Annotated in this window: 12 protein-coding genes; 3 read left to right on the top strand and 9 right to left on the bottom strand. The window is 51.0% G+C overall.

Translation table 11 applies throughout. The annotated features are described in order from the left end of the window. Positions 1-36: 36 nt before the first annotated feature. Positions 37-1653: a serine/threonine-protein kinase gene (locus SH451x_RS23310; RefSeq protein ID WP_479359641.1), complete on the bottom strand. Its 1617-nt coding sequence runs from the start codon at positions 1651-1653 to the stop codon at positions 37-39. A gap of 225 nt (positions 1654-1878) precedes the next feature. Here SH451x_RS23310 and thiO point away from each other — a divergent pair, with 225 nt between their 5' ends. Both thiO and SH451x_RS23300 read left to right on the top strand, forming a co-directional pair. Beyond that, a complete protein-coding gene (gene thiO, locus SH451x_RS23305; protein ID WP_479359639.1) occupies positions 1879-3033 on the top strand; it encodes a glycine oxidase ThiO in 1155 nt (384 codons plus the stop codon). Positions 3034-3106: 73 nt separating this feature from the next. Then, positions 3107-4258 carry an FAD-dependent oxidoreductase gene (locus SH451x_RS23300; RefSeq protein ID WP_479359637.1) on the top strand — a complete coding sequence of 384 codons (1152 nt, stop codon included), beginning with the start codon at positions 3107-3109 and terminating at the stop codon, positions 4256-4258. Positions 4259-4278: 20 nt separating this feature from the next. Here SH451x_RS23300 and SH451x_RS23295 read toward each other — a convergent pair whose 3' ends face one another. Further along, positions 4279-5106 (bottom strand): alpha/beta fold hydrolase, encoded by an 828-nt coding sequence (locus tag SH451x_RS23295; protein WP_479359636.1) that lies wholly within the window; start codon positions 5104-5106, stop codon positions 4279-4281. A gap of 319 nt (positions 5107-5425) precedes the next feature. Between SH451x_RS23295 and SH451x_RS23290 the strand changes: the two genes are divergently transcribed. Beyond that, positions 5426-8080, top strand: a complete 2655-nt coding sequence (locus tag SH451x_RS23290; RefSeq protein ID WP_479359635.1) for a WD40 repeat domain-containing protein — start codon at positions 5426-5428, stop codon at positions 8078-8080. Between the two features lie 76 nt (positions 8081-8156). Here SH451x_RS23290 and SH451x_RS23285 read toward each other — a convergent pair whose 3' ends face one another. From SH451x_RS23285 to SH451x_RS23255, 7 genes are all read right to left on the bottom strand, one after another. Continuing rightward, positions 8157-9491, bottom strand: a complete 1335-nt coding sequence (locus SH451x_RS23285) for an MFS transporter (protein ID WP_479359633.1) — start codon at positions 9489-9491, stop codon at positions 8157-8159. A gap of 150 nt (positions 9492-9641) precedes the next feature. Continuing rightward, entirely contained in the window at positions 9642-10832 is a 1191-nt protein-coding gene (locus SH451x_RS23280) for an osmoprotectant NAGGN system M42 family peptidase (protein ID WP_479359632.1), read from the bottom strand. Next, entirely contained in the window at positions 10832-12511 is a 1680-nt protein-coding gene (ngg, locus tag SH451x_RS23275) for an N-acetylglutaminylglutamine synthetase (RefSeq protein ID WP_479359630.1), read from the bottom strand. The genes SH451x_RS23280 and ngg overlap by 1 nt, the downstream gene beginning before the upstream one ends. A gap of 57 nt (positions 12512-12568) precedes the next feature. Then, positions 12569-14380 carry an N-acetylglutaminylglutamine amidotransferase gene (locus SH451x_RS23270; RefSeq protein WP_479359629.1) on the bottom strand — a complete coding sequence of 604 codons (1812 nt, stop codon included), beginning with the start codon at positions 14378-14380 and terminating at the stop codon, positions 12569-12571. 83 nt (positions 14381-14463) lie between these two features. Beyond that, positions 14464-16305 carry an OPT family oligopeptide transporter gene (locus SH451x_RS23265; RefSeq protein WP_479359628.1) on the bottom strand — a complete coding sequence of 614 codons (1842 nt, stop codon included), beginning with the start codon at positions 16303-16305 and terminating at the stop codon, positions 14464-14466. 292 nt (positions 16306-16597) lie between these two features. Next, positions 16598-17899 carry an alpha/beta hydrolase gene (locus tag SH451x_RS23260; protein WP_479359626.1) on the bottom strand — a complete coding sequence of 434 codons (1302 nt, stop codon included), beginning with the start codon at positions 17897-17899 and terminating at the stop codon, positions 16598-16600. Positions 17900-17961: 62 nt separating this feature from the next. Beyond that, a complete protein-coding gene (locus SH451x_RS23255; RefSeq protein ID WP_479359625.1) occupies positions 17962-19137 on the bottom strand; it encodes an alpha/beta hydrolase in 1176 nt (391 codons plus the stop codon). Positions 19138-19548: the final 411 nt, after the last annotated feature.

Here is a 19548-nt window from a genome sequence, read left to right as displayed (position 1 = left end):
AGACGCGTATACTAGGCAACTAACTAGCTTGACGCTTTAGCCCGCCCAACGTGCGAGGAAGAAGCCCAACGTAACGGCGGCCGCCAGCAAAACCAGAACTCCCACGGCGATTAACAACGGTGATAGTCGGCTGCTCTGCGGGCCAGCATTCACAGGCAGTTTGGGGGTTTGCTGAGCGTTTCGCGTCGCCGTATTTGCGACTAGCGGCGAACTGCTGGGGCGAGTTGCTCTATCAAAGTCGGACTCGTTCTTCCTTGCGGTCGCTTGTGCAATGCGACTGATTCTTTTCGCAGCCGACCTCTGCTCAGCTTCAATTTCCTTTTGTGAGGCAGCCTTGCGGTGCGAAATTGGAGAATTGGAATCATTCTCAAGGTTCACTTGGCTGTCGATAATCGAACCGCTGGCAGAAGCCATTTTACGTAGCACGCCAGAGTCGCTTGCGGAGATGGAAACGATAGAGCTCATACGGCTGCTGCTTTCACCTCCGAGGTTTTTACCGCTCGATAGAGACGAACCAAGTGTTGAGCTTGAGCTACCGCCGCCGGGGAATAACGAAGAATGACCGCCTTGTGCTGCCGATGCTGCAACTGCTTTCTTGGTTGGCATGGCATTGATACGATAAGTCGCAAGCCAGTTCTCGAGCACTTCTGCGACCTGAGCGCAATCTACATAGCGATAGCGGGGGTCCTTCTGCATCATCTTTACGCAAATTCCCTCAAGCTCTCCCGGGCAGTCTGCGCGGTCCTTTCGGATCGACTCAGGCATCATTTTCTGATGTTTTGCAATACGCTGCGCAATGCTACCTTCGGGAAAAGGAGGATGACCGGTCAGCATAAAGTACAAGCTGCAGCCTAAAGCATAAATGTCTGCCCGGAAATCAATTTTGTGACTATTCAACGCTTGCTCAGGAGCCAGGTAATCGGCAGTACCTAAAACTTTGTCGTTGTGTTCGATGGTCAACGAGGATAGTTCGTCGTCTGCAAAAAGAGCCAAACCCAGATCAAGGACCTTAACGACTTCCTCGCGATTGACGAGCAGATTTGCAGGCTTAACATCACGATGAATCAGACCCATGTCGTGGGCATGCTGCAGTCCGCGCGCTGCTTGGATCGTATAGTCGGCAGCTTTGTCATAGCTCAGCGGCCCATGCTTCTTCACGATTGTCTGGATGTCTGCGCCATCGACAAACTCCATCACGATATAGTGGGTGTCACTTTCATTGTCGATGTCGAACGCTCGTACAATGTTCGGGTGATTCAGCGACGCGATCGCTTTGGCTTCTTGCTGGAATCGTAACAAGTATGAATTGTTTCCCAGTTTACTCTTAGGCATCACTTTGATCGCACGCTTGTGATGCATCAATAAATGCTCGGCCAAATAAACAGTGCTCATCCCGCCTGTACCCAAGTGACCAAGCAGTTTGTGTTTTCCGAGAAAGAATCCGCGGTACTTTCCTTGCAACAGTTTTTCGCAATGCCAACGCGTTAGAAGTTTGGCTTTCTCGAACGTCTTAGCAACTTCGACCGGGTCTTCCGGCAACTGTCCCGCGTTCTCTTGGCGCAGAGCATCTGCCGCTTCGCTCAAAGCTTTTTGGTCGGCGAGCTGGCTTTTCATCGCTAGCTCAACAAATTGTTCGCTCGTAACTTTGGCCATTGATCTTCATCGTTTAGAATGCAGGCACCTTAGAATAAGCATAGTTGCTCCGCAGAGCAAATATCGCTCGCATTCTGAGTTACCGACATATTGTCGAAATCATCGAGGCACGCAACTATAGCGTATTGAAAACTCGAGATGAGTGGCAGCCAAGCAGTCTGCAACATTTCTTGAGCAAATTTGGCACCGCGGTGTCACACTCGGGATGCTTTTTTGCTGCAATTCATGACTAAACCTGTTGAAATTACAATTGTCGGGGGCGGAGTTGTCGGGCTAGCAATCGCTTGGAAGTTATCTGCCGCCGGCCTTTCCGTTCATCTGGTCGATTCCGGGCACATTGGTAGCGGGGCGAGCTGGGCTGGCGCGGGAATACTTCCCGCCGCCCCACGCGTTCAAGTTTCGGATCCGATCGATCAACTGCGAGGCTATTCTCACTCAATTTACCCCCAGTGGGATACCGAAATTGAAGGCCTGACGGGCATCGATATTGGGTTTTCTAAGTGTGGAGGACTCTACCTCGCCCGATCCCGAGGCGAAGCTGCCACGCTGTTGGCGCAAGAATCCTGGTGGGATGATCATGGCATCGAATACGAACGTTGGGATGCCAACCGCATCCGCAGAAGTTCTCCATCGTTCGACTGGATTGCTTCAGGCTTGGAGAAGGGCGGTTTGAAGAACGCATGGTACTTGCCAGCGGAGTATCAAGTGCGAAATCCGCGATTGATTCGAGGCTTACATGCCGCATGTCTGTCGACGGGAGCTACCATTAGCGAAAATCTTCCCGTCAAAGCCATCGAGCCTCAGGCGGATGGCAGTTGTAAAGTCGTTACAAGTTCGACGGAATGGGTCAGCGACCAAGTCTGTATCGCCAATGGTGCATGGGCGCAGCGACTACTCGAGCCGCTGCACGTTGAGACTGGTGTGCTTCCTGTTCGCGGCCAAATGCTTTTATACAAACTTCCCGAACAAGAGTTTACGCCCGTGGTTAACGATGCGCATCGGTATCTTGTTCCCAGGTCCGATGGTCATGTTCTAGCAGGCTCTTGCGAAGAAGAAGTCGGCTTTGTTTGCCAAACGACGGAGGAAAAAATCAGCGAACTGAAAGCTTGGGTCGATACGCTGATGCCCGACTGGAATGAGAAATATTTCGTGAAAGCCTGGGCCGGTTTGCGGCCAGGCTCTTTCGACGGACTTCCTTACATCGGGAGGATACCGCAATTTCCGCAAGTATTGCTGGCTACCGGACATTTCCGCAGCGGCCTGCATTTGGCACCGGCCACGGCTGACATTATTTTGGCGTTAGTCCAGGGCAATGCGCTGCCCCTCGATATCGCCGCCTTTCACGTGAATCGCGGCGTGACGGCTCAAGCAAACTGGTAGCAAGGTAGCCCTTTTACCGTACTTAAACTAAACATTTAAAACCTAAACAAGACAAAAGACTCGAGTTAAAACAATGCAGTGGGACCCGGAAGTTGAAGCTCCAGCGACGATCGCAATCATCGGCGCCGGTCCAGTCGGTATCGAGGCAGCCCTCTACGCACGTTTTCTAGGCTATGACATTCTTCTATTTGATTCAGGCCGTCCAGCTAGATTTGTCAAACGCTGGCACCAGCGCATGATGCCATCGATCATTGAAAAACTGACTACGCCCCTGGGGTGGGCAGCTCTCGCTTCACAGCATGGGATCGATACTCGCCCCGAATTATCTAGCGAGTGGTCGGGGCAAGATTTTGAAACGACCTATTTAACTCCTATCGCGAAGACAGATCTGCTACATGACTTTGTTTACTTTAATACCCATGTGCAAGAAGTGAGTCGGCTGACTTCACATGCCAACGAGAACGTAGATCTACAGGAGCGATGCAATGACGAATTCTTCTTGCGGGTAAATTCAAGTACGCGAGGCGAGCAGACTGTCCGAGCGGATCTCGTTTTCGATTGCCGATCCCTTCGCCAGAGACTACTGGGAATAGGCCCAGGTGGTTCGCGTGCCATTGGCCAAACCGAAAAAGAACACGAGTTTTTGCAGTATTTTCCGCTCGATGATCGCTTCGAAAAAACAAAGCTTGAAGGAAAAAAGCTCCTGCTGTGTGGGTGTTCTGAAGAAGCGATTCGTTTTGCCACGGAATTCCAGCAACTAGAATGGGCCAACTTAAGTACTGCTCTCATTTGGCTAGTCCGCCCCACCGAAAAAGCCACCGCTGAACAGTACATGAATGCTGCGGGTAGAGTGCAAATGATGGTTGGGTACGGTGTGACAAAGCTATCGTCCGAGGGCGCTGATACGGTAGCAAACGTGCTAACTACCGACGAGTCCTCGGTGGAGCTAAAGATCGATAACGTGGTTGGGCTTTATTCCAGTCAATTCGATCCTTCGATCGCTCCAACATTGGACCTAAGTCCTTTTCGCGGAATTCACAGCGAATGGCCCGGGTGGACTTATGCCACACGGGAACCTCACTACTATGTATTTCCAAGCGTTGCTCACGAGTTATCGAACAGCGGTCTAGCCTCGGCTCATTATGCAGTCCGAGATGTCTTCGCCCTGTTAGGCGGCCGTAGTTCGCTCGATCTTTATGAAATCATAGCCCAACAAGGGATTTGATACGTGAGGCAAGCTGTTACTTAGTTTGCCGAACGAAGGAATTTAATGATGTCGTTGGCGACTTGATCTTGGTGCGTGGCCAACAGACCGTGCGGAGCGTTTTCGTATTCGTGGAAGGTTGCATGAGGCAACTGCTTTGCTACGATTCGGCTGCTAATATCGATCGGGACGGTGTTGTCGCTTGTTCCATGAATGATAAGTGTGGGCACGGTAATGGATGAGAGATCGTTGCGGAAGTCGGTCGATGAAAATGCCTTGACGCAGTCAATCGTGGCTTTGAGGCTTCCCTGTAAAGCTATGTTTCTCGTGTAGAGAAGATATTCGTCACTTACAGGCTTCGATAAAAGTCCGACGCCAAAGAAGTCTTTGAAAAAGCCCTCAAAGAACTGAGGCCGGTCCTTCTTTAATCCGCTAATTATCTGAGCAAAGACAGAGGAATCAACACCTTGGGGATTGTCGGAAGTTTTGAGCATAAATGGTACGACAGACGAGATCAGGCCAGCTTGCGCGATCTTCTCGCCCTTGTATCGCGACATGTATCGCGCGACTTCGCCACCGCCCATCGAAAAGCCGATGATGGTTGCATTGTCTACTCCCGTTTCTTTGATCACGTCTGCCAGATCATCGGCGAGCGTATCGTAATCGTAACCCGACCACGTCTGATCCGATCGCCCGAAACCGCGTCGGTCGTAAGTGATAACTTGAAAGCCAGCCTCCGCGATCAGCATAGCTTGATAGTCCCAACTGTCCGCGGATAAAGGCCATCCGTGAATCAGCACCACCGGCCGACCCTCGCCTGAAACCTTCACATAGATCTTAGTACCGTCGCGAGTTGTTATAGTGCTCATTGATTTCCTAGCGTGCAATGGGTTGGTAGTGATCAGACGAATAGATGGCGGATTAGCAATTCTTGCGCCGCTCGTTTTTCCGGTCAAGCTGCAGCCTGATTCGTGTACGGGCGTATAAGGACAAGGCTGGGTTGTAAAGATTCGTTAAGGCGTGGCTGGCGAAGGTTCCCCCCAGTATCTAAGATGACCGGCGATGTGGTAATCGTCACGCTGTAGGTTCGTTTGAAACGCATGGTGATTAGTCAATCTGTTCCTGCCACGCCCCGTCGCAGTCTGGAACATCCGAGTGCTTTGATTCAAGTGCTGATCTGGAGGAACTATGTTTCGTAGTGGTGCGCTTTTCTTTTTCTCAACGCTTTCGCTTCTGGCCATTTCAGTTACGTCATTTACGGGTTGCGGAAGAGCTCCCGATCCCAGTGCAACAAACGTATCATCTGCTGGCGCTGATCCTCATTTATCCGAAACGCGACCAGTTCCAGATGATGCCGAAGCTGAAGTTTCGGGAAGCTTTCCGGATGAATTTTCCACTGCTACGGCCTCCGATGTTTTACAAGAAAAAACGCCGGAGTCTGAGGTGGTAACGAAGCCAGCTCCGCCTGCACCCTCAGTGCAGAAAGCTCCCGTTCCAACTGCAGAGCAACTGGCGCGTTGGAAAACTGTGACGAGCGATCCTGTGGAACTTCTGGTTAGGAATCGTTTGCAAGACGTCTCGTTCGTGTCATGTACAGCCAGCTCCAACGACAAAAAATGGTTCGCGATAGGTGGCGACAAGCTTACTCTTTGGAAAACGAATGCTACGGAGCCAACGGCGGTGCTCTGGCGGTTCGGCAATGATTCGAGCGAAGCATCGATCAAAAGCGTGGCAATTTCTCCCAGTGATAAATGGCTGGTAGCAGGTGATTCAACCGGAGTGCTCAAGCTATGGAGTTTGAATGACCAGAAAGAGATTGCATCAAAGCAGATCTACCAAAACGATATCGTTCAAGTCGCTTTTTCGAGCAACGAAACAGAAATAGCGACGGTAACTTACCAGAATGAAGTGAGCATCTGGAACGTGAGCGATCTTTCCTTGAAGAACAAGTTTGCAACCAACGGTTATGCCAAATTGTTCTATATTGATGACAACAAACTAGTTGCCGCAGGCCAGTCGATGCAGGTCTGGGACACCAATACCAAAGAGCTGCTTGCAAATCTATCGGAAACAGGATACTCCCAAGCCATTGCACAAACCGCTGATCAATCTTGGATTGCGACTTGTCCAGGCGAAAAGCTTAAGTTGACCAATACCAAAGATGATAGTCTGAGTTGGAGTATCGAGGGGTCTTTTGCTCAGAACGAAATTCTCGAGTTCACTGATGACGCGAAAGTGTTATGGTCAGCGAACAACCTCGCAATTCGTGCCTGGGATCTCGAACGCAGAAGTGTCATGCAAGTTATCGACGTTCATGGGCCGGCAATTGTGGGGCTCGCCTGGCTGCCATCGGACAACTTATTGCGAGTGACCACGGAAGACGGAACCATCAAGTTGTGGGGCACAAAGTCGGCGGCTGAACTGGCTGGATACGAGCCGTTGGACATTCCAATTGCAGCATCCGAGCAGCGGGACGACGGGCGAATCTCAGTCGTTCTGCTGATGTCGGTTATTGATCTTCGAACATTCCCGCGGCCTCCTGGAAGCAAACAAACGATCGGTGAACCGACCGTAGCGAGCTTCGAAACTCCGGAGTCAATCGAGGAAGTAAAATCGTTTTACCGATACACATTGGGTCAAAACGGCTGGACCGAGCAGCCTGGAAACCCTCATACACCCGATTATCTGAACTTTGAGAAAGATGGCTTTCGGTTGTTTCTGTCAACGTACACAACCGGCCCGTCAAGCACTTCTGTGAGTCTTACAAGTCTTGGCAATTCGAACGCGGCAACAATTCCGTCAGTCGATTCGATGCCTGTCAAGGTTGTCTACGCAGATAAGTCTTCAGCACTTTATCAGGTTCAATCGGACCTTTTGACAGTTGAAGTTGAATTGCTCCGAAAGCTTCACGCGGCCGGCTGGATGCCTTATTCGCGGTTAAACGCTTCGCATAGCGAAGACGCTGATAAACGCGATATGGAATTTGTTAAAGGTGCAACTACGCTTCGAGTCAGCGTTGCCCCGGTTGTGGATGATCCGTCCAGCTTAAACATTCAATACACCACTTTCGTCGCTCAGTCGCAGCTGCCTGTGCCGAAAGACTGTACATATATCGAATGTGACGTCGGGAGATCTCCGGCGCTAGTTACGTTCACATCCCAAACATTAGACCAATGCCAAGATTTCTACAACGATTCAATGAAGCAAATGGGCTGGCACGCAGCCGAAGCGATACGCAGCAAAGAAGATGACGTGCGGTGGTTGAATTATTTTCGTGGCCAGCAAGAAGTCTCGATTAAGATTTCGAAAGCGGCAGATAAGACGACGTCGATCCGCAGCGGTGAGTACGCAGACGAGAATTCGTGGCAGTTGGCTTTAGTCAAATCGGAAGAACGCACAGCGGAGCCAGACGTTGAGGCGAAGCCAGGTATCGAAGCCGCCGACATACCGATCTACAAGCAGTCGGAATCAACTTCGGTTCAATTCGATGCACAAGGGGAGCGGATTGAAGTTACGCTCAATAAGACATCGCACGTTGAAATAGTCGATTACTACGCGAAAATTATGGGCGACTTGGGGTGGAAAGAAGAGCCGAACGGGTTCCGCGAAGAAGACTATGCATTCGTGACCTTTACGAGAGACAAGTCGAGTATCCAGCTTCGCGTAAACTCCACTCCAACGTTAAATCAAACTAAGTACATGCTTTCCGATGATGGAATCCTTTGGACAAAGCCACTTCCGACTGCATCCAAGCTTGTGTCGTACGCTTCCTGGCTCAGGAAAAATCAGCATCGAGCAACGCTAGACTTGCTTGAAAAATACGTCGCTGAAATGAGTAAGTAGCGTTCCAAGGAGAGCAGGAACAGGCAAGTATTCACATGCGCCTTTCAATTGCAACCAAGAAAAGTCCTTGAGAGTTTTACTTGCTGCGTTGGATATGCCTTCGCATAACGGCAAGCGATGCAAATACTAAAGCCATGCCGATGCCGAACGTCGCAAAAAACGCGGAAGTGCCTCCCTCATCGAGAACGGCGATTCCTATGTAGGATGCAAGTATGTTCCCTAGTCGGCCGACTGTGAGAACGGTGCCGATTCCTCGGCCGCGTATTTCTGTCGGATAAACGTGAGCCGCAAGTGCATAAAGTGCGACTTGAACGGCGTTGATAGCGCCTCCCAAAACCACACAGATAAGCATTAAGGTGAGGTAGTTGTCCGGGCCGATCGGGAGTGCAGCGATAACAAACGCTACTAGGACGGATAGTCCGCTCAGGCTCAGCATCGTTAGCCTTGACCCCAAGCGTTGAATGACCAACGCGCCAACGATCGCACCGGCAACACCGCCAATATTCCACCAGCCCAAGACATTGCTTGCCTGTGATGGGCTAAAGCCGTCATCTTTCAAGGCAGTAACAAGGAGTTGCAGCGCGAGATAAACAACTAACAAGCAAAAGAAGAATGATACGCAAAGTGAGAGCGTGTCGCGACGGAATTCTGGTGTGAACAGGCGACCTATAGAGTCTTGAGATTTATCAATCTCATTGGTTGCGGATGCGCTTGAGGAATCTACAAACTGTGCATCATTTGAAATGTTATGTCCCAGTTTGCGCAGCAAGCGAATAAGCTCCGGCCAACGATGTGGTCGCGATGCAAGAAAGCGCGGCGATTCAGGCAAGATCAAAAATAACAACAAACCAAGCCCGATCGGAATTAGTCCACCGCCTAAAAAGAAAGCTCGCCAGCCAAAAGCAGGAATCACACGAGCGGAAAGAAATGCCGCTAACATCGCACCTACCGGAATGCAAACGATGATCAGCGTGACGGCGAACGGACGCTTGGAGCGTGGAACATACTCTGAAGCAAGCGCCGTGGCATTTGGCATCGCCCCCCCTAAGCCGACTCCGGCAAGGAATCGTAGTAGACTCAAAGAGTAAACGCCATTTGCGAAATAGATCGCTGCGGTTGGAATCGCGAAAGCAAGAATACTAAACAGAAGTGAATTCCTTCGCCCCATCCGGTCGCCAAGCCAACCACCAAATGCGCCGCCGAACAACATCCCTAGGGGGCTCATTGCAAGTGGCGTGGAGAAGGAACTACGCGGTAGGTTCCATTCATCCATCAGCGCAGGAACCGCAGTGCCGAGCAACTGGTTGTCCATTCCGTCCAGGATGATCGCAAGTGCCGTCCCCGCGATCAGGAGTGATTGATAGCTGGTGAGTCGACTATTATCGATGAGTTCAGCGACATTAAGCTTCATTGAAATAACTCAAAGTTGATGTTGAGCAAGCAGGATCGGTCGCATGGGGCCAGTCCTTGCGCAGCTGGCTTTACCCAGCGGGTTGGAAGTCATCGTCAGTCGACGAGAGGAGAATTCTACCCGTTTTTGAACACCTTGAGGCGACGCGAGCTACTCATCACTTTTCTGGCGTTCAATATCGCTCACTTCTTGCATTAGCGGGTCTGGATTCAGCAAGCGTACGCCTTCCACTTCTGTGGTGCGGGTTTTAGGAAAAGACTCGAGCGAATTCAAGTTTTCCCGCTGGCCTGCAAATAGCGGCCGTTGAACACCGTATGCGATAAGCAAACGTGTAACATTAACCAACGACTCAAGATTCGTACGCTCGTACCCATGCGATGCATCGACCCCAAACGCGATCAACGCCGTGCGAATATCATTACCTGCGTCTAAAGCCGAGGCGCTATCACAGCGATAGTATTTAAAGACATCTCGCGAAAAAAGAATCTTGTTGGACTGGCACAGATCGATTAAGTGGTGGGTTAAATGATAGTCAAATGGCCCGGTCGAATCGGCCATCGCAATGGTAACACCGCGTTCGCTAGTCGACTGACCTGGGGCTATCGTCCCGTTATCAATCGATACCATCTCCGCCACATCGCCATGCAAGACCGCCGAAGCACCCGAGCCAACTTCTTCAGAGATTGTGAACAGCAGGTGTACGTCGACTGGTAATTCGATGGAATGGTCGCGAATGTATTTAGCGAACGCGAGCACCGTCGCTACTCCAGCCTTGTCATCCAAATGCCGAGCCGTGATGTATCCATTCGGAAAGACCTCGACATTCGAATCGATGCCCACAAAATCTCCGACATGAAAACCACGTGAGATCAAGTCTTGTTGCGTGTGGACTCGTTCGTCGACTCGTATTTCCACGTTACTCCAAGCGACTGGCTGAGAGTCTATTTCCTCGTTGAATGTATGCCCGGATGCTTTAAGCGGCAGGATCTGCCCACGAAAGACCTCGGTGTCGGTAAATACGGAAACGCGAGCACCTTCGGCGAATCGCGATGACCATGTACCAATTGGAACAATCGCAAGCCGACCATTGCTCTTGAGTTCGCAGACCATCGCGCCCAAGGTGTCGACATGGGTAACTAACGCGCGATCTGGGCTCTCTTGTTTCCCTTTTAGGGTCGCACGGATTGCGCCGCGGCGCGTAAGCTCGTATTCAACGCCAAGATCGTCGAGGATCAGGCAGACTTCGCGGACAACTGGATCGGTATACCCTGAAGGACTATGAATCCCAAGTAAGCGCAGGAGCGAGGCCACCAGAAATTCGGTATCGATATCGAAGGGCATTATGATCGTTCTGTCGAGTTCACTGGTTTTGCAGTGTGCGGAAACAATAAGTCAATAAATCGTTCGGCGGTAGGTTGAGGTTCGTGATTCGCCAAACCTGGTCGCTCGTTGGCCTCGATGATCACGTACTCGTCGTTCTGCACCGATGGCACAATAAAGTCTAATCCGACTACCGGAATCTCCAAGGCGCGAGCTGCTGCTATGGCCGCCGTCGCGAGGGCAGGGTGAAGTTGGTCGGTAACATCGTGAATAGTGCCGCCTGTGTGAAGGTTGGCGGCTTTGCGGACTTGCAACGATTCGTTCTCGTTAATGACCGAATCGAATGAATAACCTCTCTCTGCAACACATCGCAAGGTTTCGTCATCGATCGGAATTTGGCTTTCTCCTCCAGTCGCCGCACTTCGACGACGACTCACACGCTCGATCAGTTCGCGGACCGTATGTTTTCCATTGCCGATAATTTCGGCTGGTTTTCTGATCGCCGCCGCTACGACCTCAAAATTGATTACAACTATTCGCAAGTCCTCACCGGCAACGTACTGCTCAATCAAAACGCGGTCATCGAATTGACGGGCGACTTCGATGGCGTGCAGCACATCGTCGCGAGTATGAAGATTTACTGCGACGCCGTGCCCTTGTTCGCCTTCCACAGGCTTTACCACGACGCTGCCGTGAGCGGATAAGAAATCGAACGTCGACTGGTTGTCTTGATAAACGATTTGGTCAGGTGTCGACAATCCTGCTGCATCTAACAATTCGCGAGTCAGTTGCTTGTCCGCGCAACGGCTCATCGCGATTGCCGACGTCAAATCGGTGAGCGACTCGCGGCATGTTATCCGTCGATTGCCGAGCGTTAATCGAAAGTATCCCCGTTGCGGGTCCAGCGGAGCAACAGCGATGCCGCGGCGCAGCGCTTCATTGATCAAGAGTGCCGCGTAGGGATTGTAGCCAGCCTGAGAATGGTGTGGAATGAAAAGCTTTTCGTTGATTTGATTGCGGCGTTTGATAGCGAGCACTGCGACTTTTTCGAAGCCCAACGATTCATATAAAGAAATAGCGACTGTGTTGTCGTACATGACAGAAAGATCGAGGAGAGACCTGCCGCGTGCGGAAAAATGGTCAGCTAAATGACGCACCAGTGCGACTCCAACGCCCGGTTGCATTGCCTGTGGATCGACGGCCAGCGCCCATAAACTGCAGCTATTGAAAATGTCGTCAAAGCATCTCGTATGATCGACCCCCAGCGTTACTCCCAGAATTCTTCCATCATCGATTGCCTTTGCCACGAAATAGTCGTAGCGAGGATTTTCTCGATCGTCCCAGACATAGCCGATGTCGATCGGCACCATATTCTGGCTCGCGTAAATGCGATTGACTTCGACGACGTCTTCATGAGTCTCAACCGGTACGATGCGGAATGGGAGGTCGCCACTCTCATGCCTTTCCCACTTCTCAAGATTTAAACGATAGGTGTTCGATGGATCGAGGAATAAATCTTGCGGCGCCTGGTTCAAGATCAAATGTGGATCGTTAACGTAGAACGCAATATCTCGCTTGTCGGGCACCTCGTCTAAGAGCGTCGATGCAACAGAGGACGCATCGGGAAACGTGTGTGCAAATATTAGACGCCCCCAACCAGCGTTTAAGATTGCGCCACAACAGTTATTTACGGATGTCATTTACAGAAATCCTTTGAGTCCGATAGTAATTTCGGCACGCGGATGGAAACAGAATGATCAGCCAATTTGCTCCTGCAACCAAAGTTCCAACAAGGAAACTTGCCATAATTTCGAACCGCGAAGCGGCGTAATATGCGACTCCGGTGATTTCACGAGTTCGGAAATATAAGCCTGATTGAAAAGCCCTCGCTGCTTGGCAGAGGTGCTGCATAATGCGTCAGTGGCAAACGATAGAAACTCGCCACGTAGATATTTTAGTGCGGGCATTGGGAAATAGCCCTTGGGACGGTCGATAACTTCAGCGGGAATGATTCTTCTTCCCGCCTCTTTTAAAATATGCTTTCCGTCCCCTGCAATTTTCAGGCGTGCCGGAACTGTGGCGGCGAATTCAACGACCTCGTAGTCAAGAAAAGGAACACGGGCCTCAAGGCTCGCGGCCATTGTGTGGTTATCGACGCGTTTTACTGGATCGTCGACTAACATGACCTGGGTATCCAGTCGCAAAGCCATGTCAATCGGGTGAGTTGCGCCTGGTTTGGCGAAATGTTTCGTGACGTATTCCGTTGGCGAATCAGGCCCATGAAACTTATCCGAAACCGCGCTGATGTACTCTGCAAAGTCGCGGTCGAAAAACGCTTGACTGTAAGTCCCGATCGCATCTTTGGTTTCCATCATCGGCGGATACCAGTGATAGCCTCCAAAGATCTCATCCGCACCTTGGCCGCTCTGAACGACTTTCACAAACTTCGCGACTTCTTGCGATAGCATGTAAAATCCGACGTTGTCGTGACTCACCATCGGTTCGCTCATTGCTGCAATGCATTGCTTCAGCGCCGGCAACGCTTGGGACGAATCAATTTGCAGTTTGTGGTGTTTCGTTCCATAACGATTGGCGATGATGTCCGAATACTTGAATTCGTCACCCACTTCATCGCCAACTGTTTCGAAACCAATCGAAAACGTCTCGATGCCAGCGTGCCCCGCTTCGTGTAGTAGTCCCACAATCAGGCTAGAGTCGAGCCCACCTGATAGAAGGACACCCACGGGAACATCGGCGATAAGTCGTCGTTCAACGGATTTTCTTAAAACGTCGAGCGTAGCATCAACCCAGTCATTTTCGTTATATTTTTCTTGGTCGGGACGAGTGCCAAACTGCAATTCCCAGTAATTTTCGATCTCCAGTTTTCCATCCGCGCCGATCGTTGCAGTACAAGCCGGTGGCAGCTTTCTGACGCCATTTAAAATGGTATGCGGCGGGGGGACGACTGCATGAAACGTCATGTAGTACTGAAATGCGGTTGGATCAATGCTGGTGTCTATGTCGCCAGTCTTTAATAGCGCAGGCAAGCTGGAAGAGAATCGGAACCGCTCATGGGTTAGGCTATAGTAAAGAGGCTTGATGCCCAAACGATCTCGCGCTAGAAACAATTCGCCGCTATCTCGGTGGTAAACTGAGAACGCAAACATGCCATTGAGTCGCTGGACGCACGCCTTTCCCCAGGCATGATAGGCTTTTAAGATGACTTCCGTATCGCCCGAGCTGAAAAAACGGTAGCCTAAGGATTCTAACTCAGTACGTAACTCTTTGTAATTGTAGATGGCACCGTTGAAGACAATCGTCAAACCCAACTCGCTGTCAACCATTGGTTGCTGCGAAGCTTCCGATAAATCGATGATCTTCAACCGACGGTGGCCAAACGCGAATCGGCCACGTTTCACAAGTCCTTCACCATCAGGTCCACGGGCGGACATGTCATCCGCCATTGCAATCACAGCGGCTACATCCGCAACACGATCATCAAGTCGCAGTTCACCGCAAATCCCACACACTGTTTGAGTGCTCCTAGTTGTCGTGAGCCAGATGGCCACTAATACAATTTTGGTTTTTTACATCAGGAACCATGGTCCACGGCAGAAGAATTCTTTCAACCGCAATTGCTCCCTTCCAGCAATTAAGTCCTAGAAAACAAGGAATTAATCGATCCAGCGACGCCCGCGAGACTCTCTCCAGCAATTAAGCCCGCCGCGATTGGCAGTAGAGCCACTCGTCCCCATTTCCGGGAATATCGCATGACTACCGCGGCTACCGCTGCACCCAAGAATAAAGAAATACTCATCGACGCCGGAATCACAAAGGCAAGGCCCATGCTTGATGCGCTTGGACATATTCTTCGCCAGCGTGTGGGTAATACGATCTCGGCGATCGTTAGGAGCGTACCGACAAGAGCCGCAATCATCGCTGCGGTAAAAGCTCCTTGCGGGGCTGAATCAATACCGTCACGAAACAACTCCGCGACGGTCTTCCAAGTCATCACGGCAGGCGCAGGCCATTCATCTGTCAACAGCATATTAGCGGGGTCAGGAACGAGGACCAAGTAAGCCGCGCTTCCTACGAAAGAGCCGACGAGCACACCAAGCAATTGTGCAAGAGACTGCGCGCGTATTGAAGCCCCTATCAATTGGCCCGCTTTTAGATCATGCAGAAGATCGGAACACTGTCCTGCGGCTCCCCCAGTCACGTTTGCGGTCATCAAATTTGTAGAAATGTCAGTTGGATGGATCACTCCAAATGTCAGTTGAGTGATCTTTCCCAGCGCGCCAATCGGCGGAATGCTCGTCTCGCCAGAGACGCGCGAAGCAACAATCGCAAGGGCAAAGGTAATGACCACTGCCAGGACGGCCATGGCTGGGTGAATTGCAAAGATCGACACTTGAGCGAAAACGACGGCGACGCTCACCACACAGAAACCTAACAATAAAGCGCGCGTTGAGAACCCCGAACCGACCAGTTCGCGGTCTGTCTTCAATCCTATTGGGCGCTTGATGCTCTCAGTACCACCAGTTGCTGCTTCTGGTACTTCGTGCTCGGCAGGCGCTGGTTTTCGTTTGAGCACCGAACGGGCGAAGGCTGGCAGGGAAAGTGCAAACGAGACGAGTGCAGCTGAAATCATCAGTGCGACCCCTGGCCACATTAAAAATTCCACGGCGTCTGCAAAGACCTGCGATGAAATTACGGCCTCTGGAATTCGTCCCGTTGCGTACAGCCAGGGTGTAAGCACAGCCCAACCGACAATTGCGCCCAGCAACATGGACAATCCAACTCGAAGGCCCACAATCGCTCCAATACCAAACATTAAAAAGCCAGGATCGATCGCAAAACCAAGTTTTTTCGTCGTCAGCGCAGGCAGCCCCAGTTTGGACAAGGGAAGGGCGGGGCCAAGCTGTGGAAGCTTGTAGACGAAATCGCTGACCAGCTTCAGCGATGCAGCAACTGCGATCGCCAGTGAAAGATATTTGGCGCGACGCGATGCCTCACCTCCGGCGGAGTGAATTTCGCGAATCGTTTCCGCTGTGGCAATGCCCGTCGGAAATGGAAGTTGCTGGATTACGAGCATCTGTTTTCGAATCAGTAATCCAACAAAGACGCCAAGGCTGCTGATAACCAACATCCATAACGAAAGAATACCCCAAGAGAGCTTTTCCCCAGTCAGAATTGTTAGTGCAGGGATCGGCGCGACAAGCCCGGCCGAGATAATCGACGCAGCCGCCGAAGCCGTCGTTTGGCTAACAGTGTTCTCAAGTTTGTCCCAACCTGAGTCGCGTCGTCGGATAAGCCGATAAAGCGGCCCCCAATAAGCCGCCCCCAACAGTGCTGCCGCAATCGACATGTTGACCGTAAAGCCAACTTTCAAGCCGGAGTAAACATTACAGGGGACCAGCAGAGCCCCCAATACCGCACCAGTCATAGCAGCCCGCCACGTCAACTGACGCACCGGCAAGGCATCATTTGTCATTACATCATCGGTACGACACGTTGCACGAGCAGAATTGCTAAGAAATGGTTTGGCGTCGCTGACCTAGCCAACCATATGACAACAAAATTACCCTCGGTTGTCAATCAAAACCGGGATTCTATTGCAGTAAAGAGGCATGGGCAGTGACGCTGAACTGTCAGAAATTGGATGGATGCAAAAAAGAACGGCATACTCAGTTTTGAATATGCCGCTCTTCTGAAAGCCACGGTCGCTGCGAGGCTCAGGAGCAAAACGTGGTTTTGATCCCCGCGGCCCTCAAGTAAATAGCGTTTTACTTGGTTTCTGATTTGAATATCAGTTGTGAGAACTGATAGAGCGATTTCTTCCAATGGTCAAAATCATGCGCGTGATCGTCAACGTGCCAAATATGAGGAACGTTGTTTTCTTTCAAGTATGCATGCAGGCCTTGGCTGATTCTAATCAATCCATCCTTGTTTCCGCATGAGACGAAAAGCAACTTGAGTTGCCCCGCCGTCTTTTCGGGCTCGGGTACCATCTCTGCAGGTACGCCTGTATTTGGTGCAGATGAAAAACCACCAACCCACGCGAAGGTATCAAGATTACCCAAGCCAAAAGTCAGCGCCTGTCCGCCGCCCATCGATAGGCCGGCCAGCGCACGGTGCTCTCGGTCTGCTTGAACGGAATAGTGCGACTCGATGTAAGGAATGATGTCGTTTAGCAAGTCGTTTTTGAATGGCTCGCCCCAACCACCGAAACCGCCACCTCGATTGCCCCGACCGCCTGGTTCTTCGCCGCCAGCGGTTGCGTTGCCGTTGGGAAACACGACAACCATCGGCTCGATCTTTTTGTCAGCGATCAAGTTGTCGAGTATCACGTTTGCAACACCTTGCTTTGTCCATTCTTCACGTTCATTTCCACCGATACCATGCAGCACGTACAGTTGGGGATACTTCTTGTCTGAAGTGTAGCCCGGCGGTGTGTAAACCTGCATCCAGCGTTGGACGCCCACGGTTTTGGAATCATATTCGACTTTTTCCAGCTTACCATGTTCAATGTCAGCACGGGTTTTATCGAAGTCCGATGGTGGGTTGTCGAAGGCGGGTTTGTCATCAGGTCCTAATTCAATCGGACCCCCAAAGCCTCCTCTGCCCGGTCCACGACCTGGTCGTGCTCCAGGTGCTCCCTGACCGTTAGGGTTTCTAGTACCAGCCTGCGGTGTATTCGAAGGTGTGGGATTGGCAGCCGGTTCACGCTTTGCCACGGCATCTGTGGAACCAAAGTTTCCTACCTCGCGGGTGAATTTTATTTCATTACCGTTGATTGTGCCCGTGTAAGTGATCCGGATTTCTCGATCTTGTACTTCAAGTACTTCGACAAAGCTTACTTTGTCATCCTTGAATTCGACATCTTGAAGCTCGATGTCGCGTTTCTGGCCATCCAATTCCGCGTTTGCATTGCCTGTTACTTTATCGCCATCTTGTTTCAAGTCGAACGTGTACTTCTGCACTCCACGCTGCGTATCGAATTCAGCTTTCCAAGTGCCGGTGAGGTCTTCTGCAAAAGTTGTGCAAGAAATCGCCGCAAGAGCGAGCAATGAAAAGAGATATTTCATGTTTGTTCCTTCTGAATGTTAAGGGAGATATGAGATTCTAGAACTGAGAGTTGATTTTTAGATCAGTCGTTAAATAAGAGTGGCGCGAGTTGGTGCAAACTACGTCGCCACGATTGCCACTCGTGAGCAGTGTCTTGTGATACGTAAAAATGAGCGTTAATGCCGGCAGTCTTCAACGCTTCTGTAGCTTCCTTAGGGTCACCGCCGAATCCACCGCGTCCTCCACGATTTCCGCCCAATTCTTTACTACCGTAACTTACAAAGACAAGTTTGACTTTCTCCTTGAATTGCTCCATGTCGGTAATACTGTCAGCACTTATGCTACCACCGCTAAACAGACCAATGTGTGAGAACTTGTCTAGGTTCGCAGGTGCAATCGTACGTGTCTGCATCCCACCCATCGATAAACCAGCCATTGCGCGATTGGGTTGGTCCGCAAGCGTGCGGTAGTGGGAGTCGACATAGGGAATGAGATCGTCGAGCAGGACGCCAGAGAATTTGTCGAAATTGAACGCAGGGCGTCCGCCGCCAGCGCCACCCCCGCCGCCTCTTCGTCCACCGCCCAGCGGAACGTCGTTGGTCATGCCGTAAGTCATCACGATGATGAAAGGCTTAGCTTTGCCTTCCGCGATCAAGTTGTCCATAATTAGGTTGGCGTGCCCTTGAGCACCCCAGCCAGTTTCATCTTCGCCCCACCCATGTTGTAGGTATAACACAGGATAACGCTTTTCCGTCTCTTGCTCATAGCCCGGCGGTGTATAGACAAACGCTTGATGATGTGAGTCGGTCGTTTTCGAGAAGAACAATATCTGTCGCAATTCGCCGTGGGGGACGTTCTTTAGTGCATAGAAGTCTTCGTCTGCCGCTGGAACTTCGATGCCACTACCCCAGCGCATGGAGCCAAAGAAGTATTTGCTGTTGGGGTCCGGTACATCAGCACCATCAATTTTTAAAGAATAATAATGAAAGCCTTCGTCCAGAGGGGCGGTGGTGCCGACCCAAGCGCCATCGTCACCTTTAGTCAAGGCAACGTTTCCCAAGCTAACAGAAACGCTCTGAGCCTCGGGTGCAACGACGCGGAATTTTGCGAGGCGTTCCGAATTGACTTGAGGGTATTCCTTGCCTTTTTGATTGATCGTTGACGGCTTCCAATCGTCGGCGGGTGTTTCTTCCTGCGCATTGCAAAGTGGACTGAACGCAAACAGCGTTAGAGCAAATAGGGAGAGTCTATAAGTCATTGAAATTCCTGATCGAGATTAAAGTTGAGATATTCGAAGGTAGTAAGAGTTCATGAAAAGGAAACGAAGTGCTGATCGATGAGGCCTCCATTTATGAAGAGTAAGTGCGGCAAGCGATAATCTGACTCAGAATCTCACTTGCCAACTTGCTAAGTTTAACACTTCTGCGCTCGACGAAGATCGCCTGAGCGAACAAAACTTCCCTCCTGGCTTTGCCGGAGTGACATATCCGCTCGGATTTAGATGCCGATTGCAAATTCTCCTAAGTTACGTTTCCGCAATGGCTGAATCTTTCACACGTCCCCGCTGGCCGTACATGGCCGCAATGCTGAGCGAATCGTACACGTGCTGTCTCCACCATTGAAACGTCACGTGTGAGCGGCCCGAATTATGGGTCGGGCCGCACAAGTA

Source organism: Njordella aestuarii (genome assembly GCF_056494165.1).
Note: the sequence above shows the minus strand (reverse complement) of the source record. Positions and strands in the feature narration are given on the sequence as shown.

Coding starts and splice junctions, on each gene's coding strand:
- SH451x_RS23310 (WP_479359641.1), bottom strand. CDS start 1,653: ATGGCCAAAGTTACGAGCGAACAATTTGTTGAGCTAGCGATGAAAAGC.
- thiO (WP_479359639.1), top strand. CDS start 1,879: ATGACTAAACCTGTTGAAATTACAATTGTCGGGGGCGGAGTTGTCGGG.
- SH451x_RS23300 (WP_479359637.1), top strand. CDS start 3,107: ATGCAGTGGGACCCGGAAGTTGAAGCTCCAGCGACGATCGCAATCATC.
- SH451x_RS23295 (WP_479359636.1), bottom strand. CDS start 5,106: ATGAGCACTATAACAACTCGCGACGGTACTAAGATCTATGTGAAGGTT.
- SH451x_RS23290 (WP_479359635.1), top strand. CDS start 5,426: ATGTTTCGTAGTGGTGCGCTTTTCTTTTTCTCAACGCTTTCGCTTCTG.
- SH451x_RS23285 (WP_479359633.1), bottom strand. CDS start 9,491: ATGAAGCTTAATGTCGCTGAACTCATCGATAATAGTCGACTCACCAGC.
- SH451x_RS23280 (WP_479359632.1), bottom strand. CDS start 10,832: ATGCCCTTCGATATCGATACCGAATTTCTGGTGGCCTCGCTCCTGCGC.
- ngg (WP_479359630.1), bottom strand. CDS start 12,511: ATGACATCCGTAAATAACTGTTGTGGCGCAATCTTAAACGCTGGTTGG.
- SH451x_RS23265 (WP_479359628.1), bottom strand. CDS start 16,305: ATGACAAATGATGCCTTGCCGGTGCGTCAGTTGACGTGGCGGGCTGCT.
- SH451x_RS23260 (WP_479359626.1), bottom strand. CDS start 17,899: ATGAAATATCTCTTTTCATTGCTCGCTCTTGCGGCGATTTCTTGCACA.
- SH451x_RS23255 (WP_479359625.1), bottom strand. CDS start 19,137: ATGACTTATAGACTCTCCCTATTTGCTCTAACGCTGTTTGCGTTCAGT.